The sequence below is a fragment of the Oleiphilus sp. HI0125 genome, from assembly GCF_001635355.1.
This window is the reverse complement of sequence record NZ_LWGF01000621.1, coordinates 1-496: the sequence shown is the minus strand read 5'-3', so window position 1 is coordinate 496 and position 496 is coordinate 1. Positions and strand designations below refer to the sequence as shown.

The 496-nt window shown below is 45.2% G+C and carries 1 pseudogene; it reads right to left on the bottom strand.

Features of this window, described 5'->3' with window-relative positions:
- Positions 1 to 47: 47 nt before the first annotated feature.
- A pseudogene (locus A3762_RS27395) lies at positions 48 to 496 on the bottom strand (patatin-like phospholipase family protein); the annotation flags it as partial.

Here is a 496-nt window from a genome sequence, read left to right as displayed (position 1 = left end):
AGTGAGCGGAGCTGAGGTCATCTTAGGTCAGCTCTAAATCGTGCTCTTCAGAAAGGGAGAGGTTTAATGAGTTTGATGATCTCTCCAGTTTTAATGGCTGAATCAAGTGACTCAGCCATTCTCTCTGTTTCTTGTAGAACTGTGTTCCAATATTTTTGTCTTGTTGTGACGTCTAAGTCTACGAAGTCGTTTCTGTCCGGGATCTTTCCGTAGGGTAGAGCGCTAATAAAGTCTTTCGATGGGCAAATGAGCACTGTTCTGTCGTAGTGTTCACTTCTCGCAACTCTCTTTGAGCTTTTATCAAACCAACCAGGTTTGGGCGTTGGGTTGAAATGTGGGTACAAGCATAGCCCTTTGTTTTGAATCTCAAAGTCAAAGTGGTAATCGATTACTCCTCCATCTCGATACATTCCCGAAGGGGCGCCTGGTATATTTCTTATCCCTGCCATAACCATCGGTATGGAGCCCGACGCCAAGAGTGCCGGCATTAAGTTAC